At 61.2% G+C, this 13669-nt stretch carries 15 protein-coding genes and 1 tRNA gene; 6 read left to right on the forward strand and 10 right to left on the reverse strand.

Annotated elements, in window-relative coordinates; translation table 11 throughout:
- Nucleotides 1-202 precede the first annotated feature (202 nt).
- Nucleotides 203-1129, forward strand: a complete 927-nt coding sequence (locus CN933_RS08475; protein WP_018094575.1) for a diacylglycerol/lipid kinase family protein — start codon at nt 203-205, stop codon at nt 1127-1129.
- Nucleotides 1130-1144: 15 nt separating this feature from the next.
- Here the strand turns inward: CN933_RS08475 and CN933_RS08480 are convergent, their stop codons facing one another.
- A complete protein-coding gene (locus CN933_RS08480) occupies nt 1145-2629 on the reverse strand; it encodes an ArnT family glycosyltransferase (protein ID WP_018094576.1) in 1485 nt (494 codons plus the stop codon).
- Entirely contained in the window at nt 2622-3641 is a 1020-nt protein-coding gene (locus tag CN933_RS08485; protein ID WP_018094577.1) for a glycosyltransferase family 2 protein, read from the reverse strand. The genes CN933_RS08480 and CN933_RS08485 overlap by 8 nt, the downstream gene beginning before the upstream one ends.
- Before the next feature lie 95 nt (nt 3642-3736).
- Here CN933_RS08485 and CN933_RS08490 point away from each other — a divergent pair, with 95 nt between their 5' ends.
- Entirely contained in the window at nt 3737-4693 is a 957-nt protein-coding gene (locus tag CN933_RS08490; protein WP_018094578.1) for a lysylphosphatidylglycerol synthase domain-containing protein, read from the forward strand.
- A gap of 28 nt (nt 4694-4721) precedes the next feature.
- On the opposite strand, the gene CN933_RS08495 is transcribed toward CN933_RS08490, so the two are convergent.
- From CN933_RS08495 to CN933_RS08510, 4 genes are all read right to left on the reverse strand, one after another.
- Nucleotides 4722-6224, reverse strand: coding sequence for an AMP nucleosidase (locus tag CN933_RS08495; RefSeq protein WP_018094579.1), 1503 nt, complete (start codon nt 6222-6224; stop codon nt 4722-4724).
- A 79-nt stretch (nt 6225-6303) separates the two neighbouring features.
- A complete protein-coding gene (locus tag CN933_RS08500) occupies nt 6304-6624 on the reverse strand; it encodes a YnfA family protein (protein ID WP_018094580.1) in 321 nt (106 codons plus the stop codon).
- 76 nt (nt 6625-6700) lie between these two features.
- Nucleotides 6701-6874, reverse strand: a complete 174-nt coding sequence (locus tag CN933_RS08505) for a hypothetical protein (protein WP_003527319.1) — start codon at nt 6872-6874, stop codon at nt 6701-6703.
- Nucleotides 6875-6887: 13 nt separating this feature from the next.
- Nucleotides 6888-7061, reverse strand: coding sequence for a hypothetical protein (locus CN933_RS08510; protein ID WP_003527318.1), 174 nt, complete (start codon nt 7059-7061; stop codon nt 6888-6890).
- A gap of 235 nt (nt 7062-7296) precedes the next feature.
- On the opposite strand from CN933_RS08510, the gene CN933_RS08515 reads away from it, so the two are divergent.
- Complete coding sequence (locus tag CN933_RS08515) at nt 7297-7998, forward strand: glutathione S-transferase family protein (protein ID WP_018094581.1); 702 nt, start codon at nt 7297-7299, stop codon at nt 7996-7998.
- Between the two features lie 80 nt (nt 7999-8078).
- On the opposite strand, the gene CN933_RS08520 is transcribed toward CN933_RS08515, so the two are convergent.
- Nucleotides 8079-8420, reverse strand: coding sequence for a DUF2147 domain-containing protein (locus CN933_RS08520; RefSeq protein WP_018094582.1), 342 nt, complete (start codon nt 8418-8420; stop codon nt 8079-8081).
- A 606-nt stretch (nt 8421-9026) separates the two neighbouring features.
- On the opposite strand from CN933_RS08520, the gene CN933_RS08530 reads away from it, so the two are divergent.
- Nucleotides 9027-9293, forward strand: a complete 267-nt coding sequence (locus CN933_RS08530) for a sel1 repeat family protein (protein ID WP_018094584.1) — start codon at nt 9027-9029, stop codon at nt 9291-9293.
- A 21-nt stretch (nt 9294-9314) separates the two neighbouring features.
- Here CN933_RS08530 and CN933_RS08535 read toward each other — a convergent pair whose 3' ends face one another.
- Nucleotides 9315-10436, reverse strand: a complete 1122-nt coding sequence (locus CN933_RS08535) for a pyridoxal phosphate-dependent aminotransferase (RefSeq protein ID WP_018094585.1) — start codon at nt 10434-10436, stop codon at nt 9315-9317.
- Nucleotides 10437-10696: 260 nt separating this feature from the next.
- On the opposite strand from CN933_RS08535, the gene CN933_RS08540 reads away from it, so the two are divergent.
- Nucleotides 10697-10786: transfer RNA gene (locus tag CN933_RS08540), tRNA-Ser, on the forward strand.
- A 189-nt stretch (nt 10787-10975) separates the two neighbouring features.
- Here the strand turns inward: CN933_RS08540 and CN933_RS08545 are convergent.
- Together CN933_RS08545 and CN933_RS08550 are read right to left on the reverse strand one after the other, a co-directional pair.
- Nucleotides 10976-11269: a YciI family protein gene (locus CN933_RS08545; protein ID WP_018094586.1), complete on the reverse strand. Its 294-nt coding sequence runs from the start codon at nt 11267-11269 to the stop codon at nt 10976-10978.
- Between the two features lie 13 nt (nt 11270-11282).
- Nucleotides 11283-11864 carry a TetR/AcrR family transcriptional regulator gene (locus CN933_RS08550; protein WP_018094587.1) on the reverse strand — a complete coding sequence of 194 codons (582 nt, stop codon included), beginning with the start codon at nt 11862-11864 and terminating at the stop codon, nt 11283-11285.
- Nucleotides 11865-12549: 685 nt separating this feature from the next.
- Here CN933_RS08550 and CN933_RS08555 point away from each other — a divergent pair.
- Complete coding sequence (locus CN933_RS08555) at nt 12550-13578, forward strand: porin (RefSeq protein ID WP_018094588.1); 1029 nt, start codon at nt 12550-12552, stop codon at nt 13576-13578.
- Nucleotides 13579-13669: the final 91 nt, after the last annotated feature.

The raw sequence follows: 13669 nt of genomic DNA on the forward strand, positions 1-13669 counted from the left end.
TTGTGGGGGGGTGGGGAGGGCCTTGCAGACGGCCCACGAAGCCGTTCGAGTCACGCTCGCTTGATCGCTTCGTTGAAACTTCCGTACGCCGAAGCGGCCGGCGATAAGGCCGCCTGCACTTTTCGTCGCACAGCTCTGGAAACCCCCGCTGCCGCTCTTATCTGAGAAGCTGAACGCACTCGCATGACGGAGGCAGCAGCCCTTGAAAGTCAAAGCCATCTTCAATCGAGATGGGGGAACTTTCCGTACGACGGACATGGATGCCTACAGCAGGAAGGTCGAGGAGGACTTTCGGGCGGCCGGCCACGAGATCGAGATCGCAGTGGTCGCAGCGGATGAGATGCGGGACGCGTTGGAGACGGCTTGCGGACGGGACGATCTCGACGCGATCGTCGCCGGCGGCGGCGACGGCACGATTTCGGCGGCGGCAGGCGTGGCCTGGAAAACCGGCATGCCGCTGGGCATCGTTCCCGCAGGGACGATGAATCTCGTCGCGCGCTCCCTGAAGCTGCCGCTCGATATCTGGAAGGTCCCGGAGGTGCTGGCCAATGGCCGAATCATCGATGCCGACATAGGCAGCGCTGACGGCCGCGCATTCGTGCATCAGTTCTCGATGGGGCTTCACGCCCGCATGGTGCGCTACCGTCAGTCCTATCGGTTCGCGTCGCGACTCGGGAAGATCAGCGCCAGCGTACGTGCCGCCATCGGGGTAATCTTCAACCCGCCGGATTTCGAGATTGAATTCGACGCGGACGGGCACCGCGAGCGCCGGCATGTTTCGGCGATTTCCGTTTCGAACAACCATTTCGGCCACGACACGCTGATGTATGCGGAAGACCTGACGAGCGGCCACCTTGGCTTCTACACGGCGCCGCCGCTAAGCCCTGCGGGCGTGGCGAAGCTCTCTTTCGATATCCTGCGCGGAAAGTTCAGGAGCAGCACGCTGATCAGCGAGATGAGCGCTCTGACGGTCGACCTGCACTTTCCGAAGGTGGATCGGAAGATCAACTGCGTCATCGACGGCGAGCTTATCCCGATCAGAAGCGGCAAGGTCGCTTTGCGCGTTCACCCCGGTGAATTGAAGCTGCTGGTCGGCTCGCAGGAGAGCAATTTCGGGAACTCCGTGTAGCGGCTTTCCGCGCGTCTATTCCGCGACCCAGATATAGCTGAAGCTGTAGCGGTCCTCGCCGGTCCCGTAGAGATAGGGCAGCGCGAGGTGGCGCGGTGCCGCGGCCGCGTCGGGAATGCCAAGTACGGAGAGAGCGTTCCGCAACAGGTCGGGAACGGGTGCTTCCGGCTGTGCGTCGTCATGCCAGACCGCGAGAAGGGGCCTTTTCGACATATCGACCGGAAGCGCATTCGAGGGGCTCGGCATCGTGACCTGTGCTCCGCTGAACTGCATTCGGAGATTTCCCGCGATCTGCTTGTCATTGGCCAGGATAAGCGCCGGCTGGCCTTCTGCCTGTGCCACCGCTTCGGCCAATGCGGCGTAGGGTATGTTCAGCCTCGAATAGTCACCAAACCACGGCCGCACGACGGCTCGCGCCGACACGAGCACGAGTGCGCCCAGCGCGATGACTAAGACCAGCAGCAAGAAGCGCCTGAGGCTGTCTGTAAGGTCGATATTCGCCGCCTCGATCTTCAGACAGAGATAAAGCGGAATGAGAACGAGGAAGAGGACCAGCCATTTTTCGCGCACATGCGTGGCGGCCACACCGAGTACGACCAGCAGGACCGCGATCAGGCAAAGGGCGAGCATCCGCCCTACGATCCTGCTCCACTGGCTTTCCGCCTGCCAGATCGCGCGGAACTTGCCGCGGAAGACGAGGCCGAATACGAGCAGCGGCACCAGGCTGCCGCCGATGATGGCGGAGCCGAGCGAGTAGACACCGTAAAAGGCCTGAAGCAGAAATCCCTCCGCCTCGCGCTCCCGCATCTCGTTCAAGGTTCCACCCGAGGCGAAACCGAAATTCTGCAGCATCCAGTAGGCGTGGGGCAGAACGATGAGCGTTGCTACCGCAATCGACGGCAGAATGCGCCAGTCGAGTATCCGCGCGCGCAGCTCCCGTTCCGGCAGAACGGCGACGATCGCCGCGACCGGCACGAGGACGAAGTTGTACTTCGACATCAGGCCGATACCCACCGCAATGCCGGTGAGAATATAGGAAAAAAGGCTGGGCCGCTTCAGCGTCTTCAGGAAGCTGTAGAGAAACAGCGAGACGGCGAAGAGGGCTGCGACCGTGTGGGAAAGATCGCGCTGTGCGAGTAGAAAGATCGGGGGCAGCGTAAGAACGCCGAGCATTGCGATCGGGGGCAGACGGCGGTCGGCCAGTACCAGCCGTGCCGCAAGGCCGTAGAACAGACAGCAGAGAAATAGGAGCCCGTTCTTGAGGATGGTCATCGTCGCCAGCGAGGTCCCGATCACCTCTGCCAGTCCATATTGCAGCCAGTTGTAGAAGGGCGGCTGCGGTCCGTATCCGAGGGCGAGGAACTGAGACAGAAATGCCTGTTCCGCCTCGTCGATTTCCAGTGAGCTCGAGACGGAGACCCGCAGGATGATGCACAGCAGGAAATAGCCGGCAACCGCCAGGACGACCGCTCCAGGCCGTCGATTGACCGCTTCAAGCATGCGGCTGCTCCCGCTCGAAAGTCTGGCGCACGATGTAACTCGTCATTTCATCGTCGCGGAAATAGGCGCGCGCCATCATCTCCGAGAGAATGCCGGTGGTGATCAGCTGGACCGAAGAGAGGAACAGCATGACGCCGACGATCAGCATCGGACGGGTGCCGATGTCGTTGCCGAAGATGAACTTGTCTATTGCAAGATAGAGAAGGATCAGCACACTGAGACCGCCGGCGGCCAGGCCGATGGAGCCGAAAAAGTGCCCCGGCCGCGCCTTGTAGCGCATGAAGAACAAGACCGCGAGCAGATCGAGAATAACCCGGAACGTGCGCGAGATCCCGTATTTCGAGCTGCCGTAATGCCGCGGGTGATGGGTCACCGGCATCTCGCCGATCCGACTGCTCGGCACGACACCCGCCACCCAGGCCGGAATGAAGCGGTGCATTTCCCCCATCAGCTTCACCTGCTTGATGATGGAACCGCGGTAGATCTTCAGGCTGCAGCCATAGTCGTGCAATCTCACGCCCGTGATCTTGCCGATCAGAACGTTGGCGCACCAGGAAGGAATCTTCCTCAGAATCAGTGCATCGCGTCGGTTTTGCCGCCAGCCGACAAGGAGATCGAGCCCGCGCTCTTCTATCGCCGCGACCATGTTGGGAATGTCCGCCGGATCGTTCTGAAGGTCGCCGTCGAGCGTCGCGATCAGCCGGCCGGAGGCCGCGTCGATCCCCGCCTGCATTGCGGCCGTCTGGCCGAAATTCTTCTGGAGCTCGATGATCTTCAGCTGCAGGTCGGGGTGTGAAAGCTCCTTGCGCGCGTTCGGCAGGGTTCGGTCCGTGCTGCCGTCATCGACGAGGATGAGCTCCCATGACTTCAGGAACCCGGCCATTGCCGCCCGGATGCGCGTGACGAGCGGTCCGACGCTCTCCTCCTCGTTGAACACCGGCACGACTATGGAGAGCTCGACACCCTCCAGGACTTCGGTCATCGGCTTCACGGGTTCTTCGATGCGATTCAAGAGGGCAGTCTCCGGTGGGCTGGCAGGTTTTCTTGCATACTTCTGAGGTTATAACCAATGTCGAATCGCATTGCTGATACAGGAAAACGGTCTCGATGAATACGAACTGGGAGCGCAGCCGGCAGTCGTGGCTCGCGCGCAACCGTCTGGCACTGATTTCCGCTGCGGCAATCGCGGCTTATGCCGTCTTCGTGGAGTGGGTCTGGGGCTGGCCGGTATTGCTGCGGCAATGGGCCGAAATCGGCGTCGTGCCGGTGCTCTCGGCGCTAGCGCTTCTCGTCGCCACCTATTTCATCCGTTGCTATCGGATCCACGACTACTTCCCGGGCGAAACCAGGGGCCGGTTTCTGTCTCTCTTCCGGGTGACCCAGGTTCACAATCTGCTCAACATCATGCTGCCGTTCAGAGCCGGCGAAACGAGCTTTCCCTTGCTCATGCGCAGCGAATTCGGTGTGCCGCTGGTGCGTGGTACCGCGGCGCTCTTCGTCATGCGGCTTCTGGACCTGCACGCCCTGCTGACCGTCGCTGCGGTGGGTCTGGTGGTGGGGCGGGGCCCAGGGGCGATCGGCTGGGTTCTCTGGCTTATCGCTTTTCTGTCGCCTCTCGCCTTCTTTCTCATGAAGGAGAGAGCTCTCACCACGGTGCGCCGTTTCGCGCCGGCGAAGGTCGGTCCGCATCTGGACGAGATGGAGGCGGGCCTGCCGATCGGCATTCCCGCTTTCCTGCGGGCCTGGGCGATGACGATGCTGAACTGGGCGGTAAAAGTCGTCGTTCTCGCCTGGGTGCTCGCGATCATGGGGGTCGCTCCGCTCGCCGCCTCCTTCGGCGGGGCGCTCGGTGGCGAACTGTCTTCCGTCCTGCCGGTGCACGCGCCGGCGGGTGTGGGAACCTACGCAGCGGCGATCGTCGCCGGTGCGGTTTCCTTCGGAGCGCCGGCGGATCAGGCGACGCTCGAGACGCTCGGCCGCGCCAGTGTCAATGCCCACCTCATGGTCATCGTGTCGGCGGTGGTCGGCACGCTGCTGTCGCTCCTCCTGCGGCCGAAAGCGTGAAACGCTTCTGAGCGACAGGATGCGGGCTCTACTGGAACGAGGTCTCGTAGAAGCTTCTGAGCTTGCGTGAATGGAGCTTCTCGGAAGGCATCGCCGCCAGCTTCTGCAGGGCCAGAATACCGATTTTCAGGTGCTGGCTCACCTGGGTTCGGTAAAAGGCGCTCGCCATGCCGGGCAGCTTCAGTTCGCCGTGCAACGGCTTGTCGGACACGCAGAGCAACGTCCCGTAGGGAACGCGGAAGCGGAACCCGTTGGCGGCGATGGTAGCCGATTCCATGTCGAGCGCGATGGCTCGGGCCTGCGAGAGTCGTTTGACCGGCCCGCGCTGGTCGCGCAGTTCCCAGTTGCGGTTGTCGATCGTCGCGACCGTACCCGTGCGCATGATCTGTTTGAGGTCGTAGCCCTTGTAGCCCGTCACTTCGGCGACGGCGTCCTGCAGGGCAACCTGCACCTCGGCCAGTGCGGGTAAGGGAATCCAGACCGGCAGATCGTCATCGAGCACGTGATCCTCGCGCATATAGGCATGCGCCAGCACGTAATCGCCGAGCCGCTGGCTGTTGCGCAGGCCCGCGCAATGGCCGAGCATCAGCCAGACATGCGGCCTCAACACGGCGATATGGTCGGTGATCGTCTTGGCATTGGATGGGCCGACCCCGATATTGACGAGAGTGATGCCGCCGTGCCCCTTCTTCTTCAGATGATAGGCGGGCATCTGCGGCAGGCGGGCGAGCGAATAATCGGCATCCGGCCGGTCGGCACCCGCGGGGGTGGTGATGTTGCCGGGTTCGATGAAGGCGGTGTAACCGTTGCCGCCCTCCGCCATCTGCTGGCGCGCCCAGGCGCAGAACTCGTCGACATAGAACTGATAGTTCGTGAAAAGCACGAAGTTCTGGAAGTGCCTGGCGCTGGTCGCGGTATAGTGGCTGAGGCGCGCGAGCGAATAGTCGATGCGCTGCGCCGTGAAGGGCGCGAGCGGCGACGGCTCTCCCGGACCTGGCTCGTAGGAGCCGTTGGCGATCTCGTCGTCGGTGGTCGTAAGATCCGGCGCGTCGAAAAGGTCGCGCAGCGGAATGTCGATGCTGTCGGCCGCAGACGCTTCGACATGCGCCCCTTCGCCAAAGGCGAAATGGAGGGGGATCGGTGTCGAGGATTCCGACACCGTGACGCCGACGCCGTGGTTGCGCATGAGATGGCCGAGCTGTTCTTTCAAATAGTGCCGGAACAGTTTGGGCCGGGTGATGGTCGTCGTGTAGACGCCGGGCGCGCTGACATAGCCGAAGGAAAGCCTCGAATCGACATGTCCGAAGCTGCTCGTCTCGATGCTGACCTGCGGATAGCAGGCGCGGAAACGAGTGAGGGGCCTGCCGCTTTTCCCGAGACCTTCGAAGGCTTCGCAGAGGAAGCGGGTGTTGCGTTCGTAGAGCGCTTCCAGACAATCGACGGCCTCGGTCGCATCGTCGAAGAGCTGCGGCTCGAAGGGTTCAGGGGTGGCGACGGAGAGGACGGAGTGTGAAGAGATTCGCTTGTTCATGTCGCATTATATGCAGCACCTTCCGACAAGCAAACGACAAGAGTGCTGTTTTTTGTTCTACAGCGCCGCACTTTGTACTTCAGCGAGGCCCCGCGAGAATGATCGCGCTGCCGGCGAGCGCCACGGCGGCGCCCGTCATGTCCCAGTGATCCGGCCGGACGCCTTCGGCAAGCCAGAGCCAAGAGAGCGACGCGACGATGTAGACGCCGCCATAGGCGGCATAGGTACGGCCCGCCGCTGCCGCGTCCACCATCGTCAGCAGCCAGGCGAAAAGCGCAAGCGAAGCCATGCCGGGAATGAGCCACAGGGTGGATTTGCCAAGTCTCAGCCAGGACCAGAAGGCAAAGCATCCGGCGATTTCGGCAAGAGCTGCAGCAAAATAGATAGCGTATGCGGGCATGGTTTGCAGGTCCTCCCGATCAGGAGAGGAGCGCACTTTCAACCGATATGCAAGGACCGAAGGCGGCGTCTCGAAATCAGCTCATTGCCTGGCGCTGGAGGGTGACGAAAAGAACGAAGCCGGCACCGTTCTTGCCGATGCCGTAGCCGGCGGCTTTGCTGTAAGCGACCGCTCCGATGGGAGCGATCAGCAGGCCCGCGAGTATCAGGAGCCTGAGCGAGAGAATGGCAGAGGAGACGAGCGCGGCCATTCCACAGTTTCCTTCAGAGTTTGGCTTGGCAGTATTGCGCCGTGTGAGCGGTGCAATCCGTGAGCGAACCGATATAGGTGTTCTGGCGGCGGCGTTCCGTGTCGGCGCCGACTGCGGCGGCAAGCGTCATCGCGAAGACGACCATGAGCAGGCTGATAATGGTGAGGCGGCGAGCGAGAATGTCCATGGTTCCGTCCGTTGAAGCGAGACACGTTCAAATCGATTGATCGTCTTTTCGCACAACCAAACTGAACTCTGGCTGAGACGTCCGTTCATCTGGCGTTCATCTAAGCAGCGCCGAAGATGTGCAGCGGTTTAGGGAGAACGATCATGCACTTAAACAAATGCGCGCCGGACTGCGGCCTTGCCGTTGAGCCGTCGTGTTCCTAAGTCTGTCCTTCCGACAAATCAGGAGAGACGCGATGACCGCTCCGATCGAGCTTTATTATTGGCCCACGCCGAACGGCTGGAAGATCACCATAATGCTGGAGGAGCTCGGCGTTCCCTACGTCGTCAAGTATATAAATATCGGCCGGGGCGATCAGTTCCAGCCGGACTTCCTGAAGATCTCGCCGAACAACCGGATGCCGGCGATCGTCGATCCGGACGGTCCGGGCGGCGAGCCCATCTCCGTATTCGAATCAGGAGCGATCCTGCAGTATCTCGGCCGCAAATACGGCAAGTTCTATCCGTCCGACGAGCGCGCCCGCGTCGAGGTAGAGGAGTGGCTTTTCTGGCAGGTGGGCGGCCTCGGCCCGATGGCGGGGCAGGCACATCATTTCCGCCAATATGCCCCGGAAAGAATCGCCTACGGCATCGACCGCTATACCAATGAAGTGAACCGCCTCTACGGCGTGATGAACAAGAGGCTCGCCGACCGGCCGTTCCTCGCCGGCGACTACTCGATCGCAGACATGGCCGCGATCGGCTGGGTGATTCCGCACGAGAACCAGGGCCAGGACCTCAACGAATTCCCTAACCTGAAGCGCTGGTTCGACGCCGTGCTTGCGCGCCCGGCGGTGAAGAAGGCCATCGAAGTGGGCAAGGAAGAGCGGGCTCGCCAGAAAAGCCTCGCCGAGGACGAAGAGGCGCAGAAGGTTCTGTTCGGCCAACGCGCCCGCTAAGACGGGGCGGGGGAGGGGCGAACAATGCCCCTCCATAGGCGTATCTGGTGCAGCGCCGCCCGTGTTCTTGCTGCGGAGGCTTAAAGACGCGTCCAGGTTTGCGACTTGCAAAGCACCTTCAGCACGCAGCCCCGCATCTTCAGCAGATTGCCGTCCACCGACCCCGTTCCGCTATAGGTTTTGTCGCTTTCGGGATCGGTGACCACGCCGCTATAGCTGCCGCCGGTTCCGGACAGCGAACCGACACGCTTGCCCGCGTGCTTGCCCGTCTTCAGCGTGACGCAGAAAGCTGTGCCGCAAGCGGCGATTTCCGCGGTGGAGCCGCTCGCCGTCTTCCACTTGCCGAGGATCGGTTCGGCAGCGTGGACCGGGGCGGCTGCGGCAAAGCCAAGCGCTGCTGCGACGAGCAATGTGCGAATCATGCAATTTCCTCCGAAGTCGGCAGGCTCTTCGGTCCTGCCGCGTGCTTGTTCCCTGTGGAGCGCGATCGCCTGCTGCGACGGACGGGTCAGGCGGATGAAGATCACTCCGGCACAGACAGTATATTACGCGTACGTAAAGGTAAATATTCGGGCGTTGCCTTTCAGGGGCATGCTGCGTGCCTTGCAGGGGGCATGCTGCGCGCGGCGCCCCCCGTCCTTGAAAGAGCAGTTGTTCTCATGGTTAGCGTTCAGTTGAAATCCGAACGTGAAATTTTCGTAAAATTCGAGGCGAATGCGTGCCTTTGCAGGGCCTGCGATGCTTAACGAAAACCCAAGTTTACCAAGCATTTGGACTTTGTTTGCGTCAAATTAAGCATGGATTTTAAGCGGCCATTGAAGGCCGTCGGGCATATTCACATCCATAAGACGAGCGGCGAAACAAGCCGCCGACCAACCGGAAAGCGACGCTGCAGAAGACGGCGCGATTTCCCGGAAAGCCCGCCAAGAGGCTCGATGAAACAGGGACCAGGAATACCAGCTGAAGCCGGGCTCGCCCCTACGGGCGGGCCGCTTCGCTCAAACGAAGAAAAGACAGGGACAAGAAAAATGGCACTCTTTAACATTGAGATCGTTTCGGATGACGCCATCGGCGGCGGCAACCGCCCCGACGTTCTGTGCGAGATGGGCCTCGCCTATGCGACGGGCCGCGGCAGGCCCGTGGATCTGGTAGCCGCGCACAAGTGGCTGAACATCGCCGCGATCAGGGGCTCGGACCGTGCGGCCGACCTGCGAGCCGACCTCGCGGCGACGATGAGCAAGGCGGATCTCGCCGCTGCGCTGCGCGCAGCACGCGAATGGATGACGATGCACTGATGCGTGGCGGTTGCCGCCGGTTCAGGTGGCAGCCAAACTCCTGATCACCTCCGGAAGCGCGGCCGCAAGGAGATCGAGTTCGGTTTCGGGCGCAGTGCTGATGCGGATGCAGCGGTTGAGTGGCGCGACCCCGGGCATGCGGATGAAAATGCCATGATTGCTCATCAGCCGATCGACGATCGCCCGCGCATAGGCCGCATCCTTTCCACAGTCGACAGCCACGAAATTCGTGGCTGAGGGAAGAGGGACGAGGCCATTGTCGGTAGCGATCCGGCCGATCCTCTCCCGTGACTTCGCGATCTTGCGCGTGACTTCCTTCAAGTATTCCTTGTCGGCCAGTGCGGCAATTGCTGCCGACACGCTGATTCGGCTCATTCCGAAATGATTGCGGATCTTGTCGAAGGCCTGAGCCGTCCCGGGCGTCGACAGCGCGTAACCGACGCGGGCCCCGGCCAGTCCGTAGGCCTTCGAAAAGGTTCGCGTGCGTATGACGTTAGGCCTGTCGATCAGGCTCTCGATCGAAGGAATTGCCTCCCGCGGCGCCGTTTCACAATAGGCTTCGTCCAGCACGAGGAGTGTCGTTTCCGGCAGAGCGTCCGCAAAGGCGATCACGCGTTCGGCGGGCCACCAGCTGCCCATCGGATTATCGGGATTGGCGAGATAGACGAGCGCCGCATTCTCGCGCTTCGCGGCGGCGAGCAATCCATCGATATCTTCCCGATCGCCGGCATAGGGGACCGTGACCAGCCGTCCGCCATGTCCTGCGACATGATAGTTGAAGGTTGGATAGCCTCCGAGTGAGGTCACGACCGGCATGCCCGGTTCCACGACGAGGCGCACGATCTGCCCGAGCAGGCCGTCGACTCCCTCTCCGATCGCGATATTGGCGGCCGGGACACGAAGATGGCCGGCGAGCGCCTGCTTCAGATCGTGATTCTCGGGATCGGAATATTTCCAGGTCTCATCGGCCGCCTGACGAATGGCCAGCAACACGGATGGTGCCGGGCCGAACCCGCTCTCATTGGCGCCGATGCGCGCCGCGACCTCGCGGCCGTGCTGACGCTCGAGCGCCTCAGGGCCAACGAAGGGGACGGTAGCCGGCAGGGATTGGACGAGTGGCGTGAAGCGTGAGAATGCGGACATGTTGGTAAAACGTACTCCGTTCGGAAATGCCGGCGGAACTTATCGCATAAGAAGGCGAAGCGGAATCGATGCGATGAAGAATCGGCAGAAGAACAGCCGCCGCGAAGGGGCTTCTCCCAACGCTTAGTCCCAGGCAACACGATTTCACTATATTCCGATCGGGTGTAACCGCGCCGAAGCGGATGAAAATGGGATGATTTCCCGAAATTCGACAAAAAAATCTTGCATTGGAAACGCGGTGACACTAGTCAGGCGCTAACGGAGAGGTGGCCGAGTGGTCGAAGGCGCTCCCCTGCTAAGGGAGTATACCGGAAACGGTATCGAGGGTTCGAATCCCTTCTTCTCCGCCATACACCGCCGATTGCCCGCTATAGCGCGACATTGCCGCCGATCACCACACACCCGCCAATTGGCACGCAAGACCGCCGCTTCTACGCTACAACTCGATATACTTTGAAGCCGTGACGACAGCTTCCGTCTGCCGGTCGCAGCAATCGGCTCGGAACTTGTGCAAGCATCGGGACCGGGAACGTTCCCGCTCATGCCGGTATCTTCAGGAAATCCAGCGCGGAGACAGTGCGCTTCGGGTCGATCTCGTAGGTTTCAGCAGTCACGATCCCCTCAATGACGAAGGGGTCAGCGGCAATACGCGCATCGTGATCGGCCCGGCTTTCCCCATTGGCGAGGATCGCGCCCCCGGCGGCGGGCCGGATCGAGCCGACGCAGAGGAACGCGCCATCGGCAAAACCCTGCGCGATCCATTCGTTATGCGCTACCATGAAGGTGGGCGCGGCGGCGCGGTTCTCAGCAAACTTGAGGAAGGTGATAAACATCGGTGCTCCTTGGTCAATTGGCTCGGGATATGTCCGGCAATGTCGCCAGCCAGTGTTCGATGCTGGCAACCTCGCTGCGGATGAACGTTTCGTCGCGGAACGCCGTCGCCATCACCGCCACCCCTTGCGACCATGACAGGAGATGCAGCGCCAGCGGCTCATCGCGGTCGCCTGCGCCAAGCTCCCGGAACTGCCCGGCGAGCCAATCGCGGAACAGCCCTAAGATTTCGGCCGCACGGCCTTGGGCGACATGATCGAGCTTGGCGAGTTCGGAACAAAGCGTGCCGACCGGGCAGCCGAAGGCCATGATCTTCGCCTGGTTGCCAATCAGCATTTGAATGAAGGACAGGATGCGCTCGCGCGGGCCGTCGCCTTCCGCCTGCCAGCCGTCGAGCATCGCGCTGGTCCGTTCCATGCGGCGCGCGATCACGGCATCCAGAATGTCATCCTTGGTTTTGAAGTGGTGGTAGAAATTGCCGCGCGAGATGCCGACGGCCGCCGCGATCTCGGCAAAGGACGTGGCCTCATATCCCCCTTCGTAAAAGAGGATATCAGCCTTTTCGACAATCAGTTCACGAGTGGATGATACCGGCATGTTTGGTCATTTGTCCTAGTATTGGGAAATCACTAGGACATATGACCTAATCTGTCAAAACCATACTCTCTCTGCGCCCCGGCGTCGGGGATGCGACATGCAGCGCTCGGCGGGCACTCACCGTCATGGCCAATCAGCTCATTTTTAAACACCGGGTAAAGAGTGGAGCCGGCGCAGCCATTCCGACTGCGCTCGTGAGTGCTTCTCGATTCGCGAATCCCCGTGCGCTGATTCTTCCGTGAATCGGCCGGGAGGCGACCCGATTTCGATGCGCGGGACCGGGATCGACGCGTCAATGGCTCCGGAAAGGATAGGACTTGGGCAGGGCGTTTGCCCGGTTTCGACCCCCTTTCCGGCTATTTTTTGCCCCTTTCCGACACAGATCACAGTCCGACATCCTGCGCTAACCCCTCGTCGCTAAAGGATTTTCTTAACGCTCTGTTAATTTCCTCGGGCCGTCTGGGGCGATTTTGTGTCGTTTCAGCAACAGGGATCAGGGAAGGGCAGGGCAAAGGAGTCGATCTGGTAAGTTGGTCGTTGCGCGCCCCACCCGGTTTTGTATTTTCAACTCCGGAAGCAAGGGCGGTTGATCGTCCGACTTCTTGAACATTGGGGATGGGGCAGGGAACGCTGTCCTTCAGCAAAAAACCCAGACCCGTTTTAAACTTTTGACTGGAGGTCAGAAATGAACATCAAGAGCCTTCTTCTCGGCTCCGCTGCTGCTCTCGCAGCAGTCTCCGGCGCCCAGGCTGCCGACGCGATCGTCGCTGCCGAGCCGGAGCCCATGGAATACGTTCGCGTCTGCGACGCTTTCGGCACCGGCTACTTCTACATCCCCGGCACGGAAACCTGCCTCAAGATCAGCGGCTTCATCCGCGTTCAGGGCGAATTCGGTCGTGACGAAGTCAACGATCGTCAGGGTTGGGGCGATGCAGGTACGTCGGACTGGGATATGTTCTCCCGCGCTTACATCGCGTTCGACGCGAAGAGCGACACCGAATACGGCACGCTCACCGGCTTCTTCGCCGCTGAATTCAACGCCGACAACGACACCGACGACGGCGACAGCCTGATCGACGTCGACGAAGCCTACATCCAGCTCGGCGGCTTCAAGGCCGGCTTCTTCTACAGCTGGTGGGATAAGGGTCTGAACGGCGAAACCGACTCGCTCGGCAACTTCACCGAGTTCAACTCGCTCGCCTACATCTATGACGGCGGCACCTTCCAGGCCGGTATCTCGGTCGACGAACTCGAAGGCGCGAGCACCAAGCCGAACGGCGTTGGTATCACCGGTATCGTCTCCGCTACGCTCGGCGGCGTTGCTTTCGACTTGCTCGGCAGCTACGACACCGAATGGGAAGAAGGCGCTGTCCGCGGCTTGCTCTCGGCAGACCTCGGTCCGGGCACTTTCCAGATCGCCGGCATCTGGGCGTCCAACCCGAACGCTTACTGGGAAGACTCCGAGTGGACCGTTGCTGCGTCTTACCGCTTCAACGCTACCGACAAGTTCGCGATCACCCCGGCTGCTCAGTACTGGGGTAGCCTGCAAGACTCGAACACCAGCTTCGGCAACGACGATCAGTGGCGCGTTGGTATCACGACCGACTACGACATCACGGAAGGTCTCGCTACCCGCTTCACGATCAACTACACCGATGCGGACAACGACGAGGACTACGTCAGCGGCTTCCTCCGCCTGCAGCGTGACTTCTAATCTGACCTGACCTCGGTCAGTGGAAGGAAAGCCCGGCTCAAAGCCGGGCTTTCTCTTTTAAGGAATAGTATTGTGAGTGCCGCGCTACTGC

This window comes from Sinorhizobium sp. M4_45 (genome assembly GCF_002885915.1).
GTDB lineage: Bacteria > Pseudomonadota > Alphaproteobacteria > Rhizobiales > Rhizobiaceae > Sinorhizobium > Sinorhizobium meliloti_A.

What these genes read in the sequence shown, in the direction of transcription:
- CN933_RS08555 (WP_018094588.1), top strand. Translation starts at nt 12,550, where the DNA reads ATGAACATCAAGAGCCTTCTTCTCGGCTCCGCTGCTGCTCTCGCAGCA.
- CN933_RS08500 (WP_018094580.1), bottom strand. Translation starts at nt 6,624, where the DNA reads ATGCCCGCATACGCTATCTATTTTGCTGCAGCTCTTGCCGAAATCGCC.
- CN933_RS08510 (WP_003527318.1), bottom strand. Translation starts at nt 7,061, where the DNA reads ATGGACATTCTCGCTCGCCGCCTCACCATTATCAGCCTGCTCATGGTC.
- CN933_RS08490 (WP_018094578.1), top strand. Translation starts at nt 3,737, where the DNA reads ATGAATACGAACTGGGAGCGCAGCCGGCAGTCGTGGCTCGCGCGCAAC.
- CN933_RS08520 (WP_018094582.1), bottom strand. Translation starts at nt 8,420, where the DNA reads ATGATTCGCACATTGCTCGTCGCAGCAGCGCTTGGCTTTGCCGCAGCC.
- CN933_RS08495 (WP_018094579.1), bottom strand. Translation starts at nt 6,224, where the DNA reads ATGAACAAGCGAATCTCTTCACACTCCGTCCTCTCCGTCGCCACCCCT.
- CN933_RS08530 (WP_018094584.1), top strand. Translation starts at nt 9,027, where the DNA reads ATGGCACTCTTTAACATTGAGATCGTTTCGGATGACGCCATCGGCGGC.
- CN933_RS08550 (WP_018094587.1), bottom strand. Translation starts at nt 11,864, where the DNA reads ATGCCGGTATCATCCACTCGTGAACTGATTGTCGAAAAGGCTGATATC.
- CN933_RS08545 (WP_018094586.1), bottom strand. Translation starts at nt 11,269, where the DNA reads ATGTTTATCACCTTCCTCAAGTTTGCTGAGAACCGCGCCGCCGCGCCC.
- CN933_RS08515 (WP_018094581.1), top strand. Translation starts at nt 7,297, where the DNA reads ATGACCGCTCCGATCGAGCTTTATTATTGGCCCACGCCGAACGGCTGG.
- CN933_RS08505 (WP_003527319.1), bottom strand. Translation starts at nt 6,874, where the DNA reads ATGGCCGCGCTCGTCTCCTCTGCCATTCTCTCGCTCAGGCTCCTGATA.
- CN933_RS08480 (WP_018094576.1), bottom strand. Translation starts at nt 2,629, where the DNA reads ATGCTTGAAGCGGTCAATCGACGGCCTGGAGCGGTCGTCCTGGCGGTT.
- CN933_RS08535 (WP_018094585.1), bottom strand. Translation starts at nt 10,436, where the DNA reads ATGTCCGCATTCTCACGCTTCACGCCACTCGTCCAATCCCTGCCGGCT.